The sequence below is a fragment of the Chryseobacterium sp. GP-SGM7 genome, from assembly GCF_049166575.1.
In the GTDB taxonomy this organism is placed as follows: domain Bacteria; phylum Bacteroidota; class Bacteroidia; order Flavobacteriales; family Weeksellaceae; genus Chryseobacterium.
Genome location: NZ_JBMHFF010000006.1, coordinates 38,742 through 47,165 on the forward strand (window position 1 = coordinate 38,742; position 8,424 = coordinate 47,165).

Consider the following 8,424-nt stretch of genomic DNA (forward strand, 5'->3'; position numbering starts at 1 on the left):
TGCTGGGTGTTTGATGATGGAAGCTGGATGTTTTGATTATGACTTAAAATCATCTGACATCCAGCTTCCATCATCCTACAATGTCTTTAATTTTTCTTCCAGAATAGCAATCTTGTCCTGAGCATCTTTTTGTTTTTTGCGCTCAGATTCTACAATTTCAGGCTTTGCATTGGCAACAAATTTTTCGTTGGAAAGTTTTTTATCAACAGAAATTAAAAATCCTTTTAGATATTTTAATTCTTCTTCTGTTTTCGTTTTTTCTTCTCCTAAATCTAAGTTTTCACTTAATGGAATTGAAATTTCTGTTGAACCTACCAAAAATGTGAAGCTTGGCTTGTCTGTTTTTGTTCCGAAGTGAATTTCTGAAACATTTGCCAGTTTTCTGATAACAGATTCGTTGGCTAATTCTGTAGCATTGGTGTAAATTTCCGCAGCTTCTTTTGGAGAAATTCCTTTCGTCTGACGGTAATTTCTTATTCCGGAGATAAATTCCTGAGCAGTTTCAAATTTCCTGATCACTTCTTCATTAAAAGCTTCAGACTTCTTTTGCTGAGAAATCATCAATGCATCTTCAATTTTTCTTTCTGAAATCGCCTGCCACAATTCCTCCGTCAAGAAAGGCATAAATGGATGAAGCAACTTCATTAGTTCTTCAAATAAATAAATAGTCTTTGTATAAACTTCTTTGGAAATACCTTCACCATAATTAGGCTTAATGGCTTCCAGATACCAACCACAGAAATCATCCTTAACTAATTTTTGAAGTAAATTTAAAGCATCAGAAATTCTAAATTTACTGAATTGGTCATTCACTTCAGCAATCGTTTTATCCAATTGGTTTTCAAACCACTCTATCGTCTGAATTTCAGTTTGGTTTGCAGATTTATCTTCATGATTCCACATGTTGATCAATCGGAAGGCATTCCAGATTTTTGTGCCGAAATTCCTTCCCAGATCGCAAAGAGGCGAAGTATAAATAGCTTCTTTACCTTCTTCCATTCTCTGTTTTACCTGCTTTTCAGTTAAAACATTTCCTTCTTCATCAATCTGCTCAGAATCAAATTTCAAATCGTTTCCGGCTGCAGAGCTCATCATAATACCTACTCTTACTGCATCAGCTCCGTAACGTTCAATTAAATCTAACGGATCTGGTGAATTCCCAAGAGATTTAGACATTTTTCTGCCAATTCTATCTCTTACAATTCCTGTGAAATATACATTTTTGAACGGAACTTCTTTTCTGTACTCCAATCCTGCCATAATCATTCTGGCAACCCAGAAGAAAATAATATCAGGACCTGTTACTAGGTCTGAAGTTGGGTAATAATAATTGATGTCTTTATTTTCAGGATCATTCAATCCATCAAAAACTGACATTGGCCACAACCATGATGAGAACCATGTGTCAAGAGCGTCTTCGTCTTGCCTTAAGCTGGAAGCTGGAAGTTCGGAGTTGGAAGCTTTTTCTCTGGCTAATTTTAAAGCTTCCTCTATGTTTTCAGCGACTACAAAATCATTTTCTCCCTCATCGTAATAGAAAGCTGGAATTTGCTGTCCCCACCAAAGCTGACGGGAAATATTCCAGTCACGGATGTTTTCCATCCAATATTTATAGGTATTTTTGAACTTTTCAGGGTAGAATTTTACTTCATCATCCATTACAACATCTAAAGCAGGTTTTGCTATTTCAGACATCTTTAAAAACCACTGAACAGAAACTTTAGGCTCAATTACTGCACCTGTTCTTTCTGAAGTTCCTACTTTATTTACATACTCTTCTGCCTTTAGCAAAAGTCCTTTTTCTTCTAGTTCTTTTGCAATTTGCTTTCTAACATCAAACCTGTTTTTTCCGGTGTAATGTTGACCGTGATCATTCAAATTTCCGTCATCATCCAAAGAATCAATCATGGGCAACTGATGTTTCTTTCCGATTTCATAGTCATTGATATCGTGAGCCGGTGTAATTTTTAAAGCACCTGTTCCGAATTCAATATCCACATATTCGTCTTCAATAATCGGAACTACTCTATTTACAATCGGAACAATAACATTTTTACCCTTCAGATGAGCATATCTCTCATCATTAGGATTGATACATACTGCGGTATCACCGAAAATTGTTTCAGGACGCGTTGTAGCAACAGAAAGAAACTCTTCCGTTCCCTCTATTTTATATTTAAGGAAATATAATTTTCCGTTTTGTTCTTTGAAGATTACTTCTTCATCAGAAATATTGGTTTTTGCTTCCGGATCCCAGTTGACCATTCTGTATCCACGATAAATTAATCCTTTATTATAAAGATCAACAAAAGACTTAATTACCTGTTGAGAAAGAGATTCCTCCATGGTGAAACGGGTTCTGTCCCAATCACAAGAACATCCTAACTTTTTCAATTGTTCAAGGATGGTTCCGCCGTATTTATCTGTCCATTCCCAAGCGTGCTTCAAAAAATCTTCTCTTGTAATATCAGATTTATTGATTCCTTCAGACTTCAGTTTAGCAACAACTTTCGCTTCTGTAGCAATAGAAGCGTGATCTGTTCCCGGAACCCAACAAGCATTGAAACCCTGCATTCTTGCACGACGAATCAGAATATCCTGAATGGTATTATTCAACATATGCCCCATGTGAAGAATTCCTGTGACGTTTGGCGGCGGAATTACAATCGTATAAGGTGGCTTTTCGTTGGGCTCTGAGTGGAAATATTTGTTTTCCAGCCAGTAACTGTACCATTTTTGTTCTGTTTCCTGTGGATTATACTTTTCTGAAATCTGCATAAATTCTGGTTTCTTTAACTTATAATTTGCAAAAATAGTTTAAAGTAAAAAAATGTAAGCATTAATTAAAATAATTTTTAACTTTGTTTCTCAAAATTTATCTAACAAACATATTAACATTCAAGAATATGAAAAACTTATTTGCAGGAATTGCATTATTCGGAACATTTGCATTAGCAACTGCGCAGACGATTACATTCGACAGAACTACTTATGAATACGGTACAATTAAGCCAAACGCTGACGGTACAAGATTCTTTACAGTAACGAATACGGGTGATAAGCCTTTGATTCTTTCAAACGTAAAACCATCTTGCGGATGTACTACTCCTGAATTTAGCCAAGATCCTATTGCACCTGGAAAATCTGCTAAAATTAAAGTTGGATACAACACAGCTAATCCTGGAGCATTCAACAAAATGATTGAAGTATTTTCTAATGACCCGGTAAACAGCAGAAGCGTAATCTACATTAAAGGGGATGTAAACGCTAATGCTCCAGAACCAAAGCCATTAACTGCTGCAGAACAAAAAGCTAAAGCAAAGGCTGATAAAAAAGCAGCGAAACTTGCAGCTAAAAAATAATTTTTACTCAAAAAAATCTTAAACCGTCTCAATCGAGGCGGTTTTTTTGTTACATTTATGTTTGATTTAGTTGATGGTTGATCGATTTCAGCTGATGGCATCTGTAAACATTAAAAATTTAATTCTAAACTTTAATATAAAAAACATGAGTAATAATTTCTCTGACGACTTTCAGATAAAAGGAAAATTTTCAATAAAAAAAACTTCGACAGAATATAAAGGAAAACTTACTAAAGAGGAAGGTATACAAATATTAATTCAGGAAAAAGAAAAACTTCGTAAACTTCAGGAGAAATTGTATGCAGATGGAAGTAAATCTCTTTTGGTTGTACTTCAGGCAATGGATGCAGCAGGAAAAGATAGTTTAATAGAACATGTTTTTGGTGGCGTAAATCCGCAAGGCTGTAATGTGACAAGTTTTAAAACACCAAGTTCTAAAGAATATTCGCATGATTTTCTATGGAGACATTATTTAGCTTTACCACAAAAAGGAATGATTGGGATTTTCAACCGTTCGCATTATGAAAGTGTTTTAGTTTGTAAAGTGCATCCCGAATATAATTTAAGCGAAAAAACCTGGAGCTCTGTAAAAGATTTCGATAAAAAATTCTGGGAAAACCGATACGAAAGCATCAGAAATTTTGAAAAACATTTGGCTCAAAACGGAACTACGATTGTGAAAATATTTCTTCATGTTTCAAAAGACGAGCAAAAGAAAAGGCTCTTAGACAGGATTAACGAACAAGAAAAAAACTGGAAATTCTCTGCTTCAGATCTTCCGGAAAGAGCTTTGTTTGATGAATACATGAATTGCTATGAAACTGCTATTAATGAAACTTCAAAAGATGAAGCACCTTGGTATGTAATACCTGCTGACAATAAATGGTTTGCAAGACTTTCGGCAATTCAAATCATCATTGATACTTTAGAAAAAATGGATTTGAAATTTCCGGAACTTTCCAAAGAAGACAAAGCTGGTTTGGATGATGCCAAAAAACAATTGGAAAGTGAATAAATTTTGATGGAAGACGGGAGCTTGAAGATGGAGATTTACAATCATTGCGTTAAAAAATCTTCCCTCTTCCAGCCTCTAGCTTCCAACTTGGAAAAAAACACGAGAAAATCTATAAGCCGGATTTTGTTTCCCGAAAATTCGGGATGCCTGTTATTTATCTACGCTTTACATTGCTGCAAAACTTGAGCTGATTACCCCTCGGTTTTCAGGACGAGCCGCCCCTATTTTCATTGCTGAAAAGAACCGATATACTTATCATTGCACCGCAAAGAGTTTACCTGGTTTCACTACAGCCGAACTGTACCTGCTTTCTGTTGCACTTGTCCTATCCTCACGGATGACGGATGTTATCCGCTTTGCTGCTCTATGGTGTCCGGACTTTCCTACCCTTACCGAAATAAGAATCAACAAGCCGATTTTCTCATGGCTGCAAAGATAAGGAATTACATATATAAAAAGTGAACTGTGAGTGGTCAATTCTCTTCGTTGTTAATTTTTGAAACTTTGTAATTAAACTTTCAAAAAATAAAATTCACATTTGACTTACAAAGTAAAATTCACAATTGACTAATAATTATTATCTTCGTGCCGTTATACATTTATTTTGATTTCTAAAGAGAAAGAATTTGCGCAGCTTGTAAAAGATAATCAGGGATTGATTATCAAGGTTTCGCGTCTTTATACCAATTCTCTGGAAGATGAGGAAGATCTTTTTCAGGAAATTGTTTTACAGCTTTGGCGAAGCTATGATTCTTTTAAAGGAAATTCAAAAATTTCTACATGGATGTACCGTGTAGCGCTTAATACAGCAATCACTCTTTTCAGGAAAAAAAGTAAAAGTTTACAAACCAACGAGCTCGACATTAATCACAGAGATTTTATTGAGGATGACGATGACAAGCAGCAGCAAATTTCACTTCTTTACACCGTAATCAAAACTTTGCCGAACGTAGAAAGAGCCATTGTAATGATGTACCTTGATGATTTGCCTTATAAAGATATTGCTGAAAATTTAGGCATCACTGAAGTGAATGCGCGTGTAAAAATGAACAGATTAAAAAAAATCCTTAAAGAAAAAATGGAAAAACATGCCTGAATTTGATTTAGACAGCTTTAAGAAAACCTGGCAGGAACAACCGGTTCAACCGAAATACGATAATAATGAGATTCTGAAAATGCTCAATAAAAAGTCACGCAATTATATGAAATACATTTTCTGGATTAGTGTGGTAGAATTTTTATTTTTTAGCATTTTGGGTGTATTTTATCTGATACAAAGTAACGAATCAGACAGCTTTCTGAATATTTTAGAAAAAATGGGCGTTCAGAAAGATAGTCAGCTTGTTAATAAGCTTGACAATATTTATTTAATTATAAAAATTGTAAGCCTCTTGGTTACAGGTTTTTTTGTATTTAAATTCTATCAAAACTATCGTAAAATTAAAATCGAGGAAGATCTTAAACTGTTTATTTTAAGAATAATTACTTTCAAAAAAACAGTAAATGCATTTATCCTAACCAACATAGGATTATTATTAATTTTAATAACCGCATTAATAGGATTTACTTTTTATATCCTGAATGCTCAAAACATTGAACTCAACAGCTCATCTTTTACCGGATTTATTGTCGGAATCGTTGTAAGTACAATTTTATGTGTTATTCTTATTTGGATCTACTATCGTTTAGTTTACGGAATTATTATGAGCAGACTCGATAAAAACTTAAATCAGTTAAAAGAAATAGAATCTCAGGAAGATTAAGAATGATATTAAATATTTTGTATAAAAAAAAGCATTTCAAATACGAAATGCTTTTCTATTTTAAAGTTCTTTTCTCAATCTTGCAACCGGAATATTTAGCTGTTCGCGGTATTTTGCAATTGTTCTTCGGGCAATATTATAACCCTGTTCTTTCAGAATAACGACCAAAGCATCGTCCGTTAAAGGTTTTCTCTTGTTTTCTTTACTTATTACTTCCTGGAGATGATTTTTAATTTCCTTTGTTGAAACTTCTTCACCATCATCATTAGTTAAACTGTCAGAAAACAAATCTTTAAGATAAAGAATACCGTTTGGTGTATCTGCATATTTACTTTTTACAACCCTTGAAATGGTAGAAATATCAAAACCGGTAATATCGGCAATATCTTTTAGAATCATTGGTTTTAACGACTTCTCGTCACCAGTAATAAAATAATTATACTGGAATTTTACAATAGCAGTAATGGTCTGCAGCAAAGTATTCTGGCGTTGATTAATTGCATCAATGTACCATTTTGCAGCGTCCAGTTTTTGTTTAATAAATAAAGCAGCTTGTTTGTGTTCCGAAGATTTCTTATCGTGGGAATATGTTGTTAAAATATCTTTGTATTCCTCAGAAACTCTTAAAGTCGGTGCATTTTTGCTATTCAGCATCGGAATAACCTGCCCTTCTTTCACCTGAATAACAAAATCGGGAATAATCTCCTGATTGATAGTAATGGTTTGGGTATCAAAGTTGCCGCCAACTTTCGGAGACAATTTTGCAATTTCTTCCAAAGCATCCTTCAAATCTTCTTCCTCAATATCATATTTTTGAATAATCTTGCTGTAATGTTTATTCGTAAGCGCATCAAACTGAAATCTCAGAATATTAGCAGCCAGAGAAACGGCTTTGTCAGAGCTAACTTTTTTTTCAATTTGAAGCAAAAGACATTCCTGCAAACCTCTTGCTCCTACTCCCGAAGGATCTAGTTTCTGGATATAATTTTCAAGAATATCCTCTACCTTTTCTTTGGTCGTATAAATTCCCTGTGAGAATGCTAAATCATCTACAATTGCCTTAATTTCCCTTCTTAAATATCCATCAGTATCTAAATTTCCTATAATATATTCTGCAATTTTCAGATCTTCTTCATTGATATTTATAAGATTAATTTGTTCCATTAAGTAGTCATACAACGATTGCCCTTCTGTAAGCAAGCTTTCATTGTCGAAATCTTCATCGTCCGCAGAATAATTACTTGAAGCCGTTTTATAACTTGGCTCATCATCATATATATATTCATTGACATCAAAATCTGTTTCGATACTTTCTGTACCTTCACCTTCATAATTATCTTCCAGAGAAGAATATTCATCTTCTTTAGTTTCATCTTTTGCGACTTCAAGTGCCGGATTTTCTTCAAGCTCTCTTTCAAGTTCTTCCTCAAATTCCAAAGTATGAAGCTGAATCAACTTCATCAGCTGAATTTGCTGTGGTGCAAGTTTCTGTCCTAATTTAAGTTGTAAATGTTGTTTTAGCATATTCTACTTTGTGTTTGTTAAACATAACATCTACGAATTTAATAATTTTTTTTCATAAAATCATGATTTTAGCACGATTTTTGTAGTAATAAGTTTAGAAGACCAAAACAAATGTTTTGGTCTTTTTTTTTTAACAAAATCTTATTTGTTTTTTTTAGAATTTGTGGCGATTAAACTTCAACATATCAGGAGTTTCCTATACCTCTCCGGCTATACTTCCTCCTCACTTCAATTTTTGTCATACCAAATCTATTCCTTTCCTATTGCTTGTTGTGAGGTAGTCGTTATTATCCTGGCTGGGTAATTAGGCGTAAAATGATAATTCTTGATTGATGTAAAGTTTAAAGATTTGTATTTTAAGTACAGATCAACACATTGAGATCAATCTTAAATTTGCAGCCGAAAATTTAGAATTTTCACTTTGAGCTCTGAAGTTTTAATTTTGATATTGGTGTTTCAGTTTTGAACTATAAATATTGAACTAAGAATATTAAAACTTGCATTTTGCATGTTGTTTTGCTTTCTTTTTGCATTTGCCTTTTGCTTTTTGAATTTTGCATTTTGCATTTTGCTTTTTGCTTTTTGAATTTTGGCTTTTGCTTTTTGAATTTTGCCTTTTAACTTGTTAATTTAAATTCTTTTTGCATATCCTTTAGTTTAGATCCAAAAAAAGTCTGATACAAAGATGTATGAGACTGTATGAAACTTTATGAGACTGTATGAGACTGTAAAACTTAAAAACAAAAAACTCCTCTAATCT

The 8,424-nt window shown here is 33.6% G+C and carries 6 protein-coding genes and 1 other RNA gene; 4 read left to right on the forward strand and 3 right to left on the reverse strand.

Annotated elements, in window-relative coordinates; genetic code table 11:
• Nucleotides 1–75: 75 nt before the first annotated feature.
• Nucleotides 76–2,778, reverse strand: coding sequence for a valine--tRNA ligase (locus ACOOWA_RS17685; RefSeq protein WP_421377226.1), 2,703 nt, complete (start codon nucleotides 2,776–2,778; stop codon nucleotides 76–78).
• A gap of 128 nt (nucleotides 2,779–2,906) precedes the next feature.
• Between ACOOWA_RS17685 and ACOOWA_RS17690 the strand changes: the two genes are divergently transcribed.
• Entirely contained in the window at nucleotides 2,907–3,362 is a 456-nt protein-coding gene (locus ACOOWA_RS17690) for a DUF1573 domain-containing protein (RefSeq protein ID WP_421377228.1), read from the forward strand.
• Between the two features lie 145 nt (nucleotides 3,363–3,507).
• Entirely contained in the window at nucleotides 3,508–4,377 is an 870-nt protein-coding gene (locus ACOOWA_RS17695) for a polyphosphate kinase 2 family protein (protein ID WP_421377230.1), read from the forward strand.
• Nucleotides 4,378–4,473: 96 nt separating this feature from the next.
• Here the strand turns inward: ACOOWA_RS17695 and rnpB are convergent.
• Nucleotides 4,474–4,801, reverse strand: an RNA gene (gene rnpB / locus ACOOWA_RS17700) — RNase P RNA component class A.
• Nucleotides 4,802–4,981: 180 nt separating this feature from the next.
• Between rnpB and ACOOWA_RS17705 the strand changes: the two genes are divergently transcribed.
• Both ACOOWA_RS17705 and ACOOWA_RS17710 read left to right on the forward strand, forming a co-directional pair.
• Nucleotides 4,982–5,473, forward strand: a complete 492-nt coding sequence (locus ACOOWA_RS17705; RefSeq protein WP_034674450.1) for an RNA polymerase sigma factor — start codon at nucleotides 4,982–4,984, stop codon at nucleotides 5,471–5,473.
• Nucleotides 5,466–6,140 (forward strand): beta-carotene 15,15'-monooxygenase, encoded by a 675-nt coding sequence (locus ACOOWA_RS17710; protein ID WP_421377232.1) that lies wholly within the window; start codon nucleotides 5,466–5,468, stop codon nucleotides 6,138–6,140. The genes ACOOWA_RS17705 and ACOOWA_RS17710 overlap by 8 nt, the downstream gene beginning before the upstream one ends.
• Nucleotides 6,141–6,200: 60 nt before the next feature.
• On the opposite strand, the gene rpoN is transcribed toward ACOOWA_RS17710, so the two are convergent.
• On the reverse strand, nucleotides 6,201–7,664 hold the full coding sequence (gene rpoN, locus ACOOWA_RS17715) for an RNA polymerase factor sigma-54 (RefSeq protein ID WP_421377234.1): 1,464 nt from the start codon (nucleotides 7,662–7,664) through the stop codon (nucleotides 6,201–6,203).
• Nucleotides 7,665–8,424 lie beyond the last annotated feature (760 nt).

Bases quoted from the DNA above. Each gene is read 5' to 3' on its own strand.
- ACOOWA_RS17685 (WP_421377226.1), bottom strand. From the start codon at position 2,778: ATGCAGATTTCAGAAAAGTATAATCCACAGGAAACAGAACAAAAATGG.
- ACOOWA_RS17690 (WP_421377228.1), top strand. From the start codon at position 2,907: ATGAAAAACTTATTTGCAGGAATTGCATTATTCGGAACATTTGCATTA.
- ACOOWA_RS17695 (WP_421377230.1), top strand. From the start codon at position 3,508: ATGAGTAATAATTTCTCTGACGACTTTCAGATAAAAGGAAAATTTTCA.
- ACOOWA_RS17710 (WP_421377232.1), top strand. From the start codon at position 5,466: ATGCCTGAATTTGATTTAGACAGCTTTAAGAAAACCTGGCAGGAACAA.
- rpoN (WP_421377234.1), bottom strand. From the start codon at position 7,664: ATGCTAAAACAACATTTACAACTTAAATTAGGACAGAAACTTGCACCA.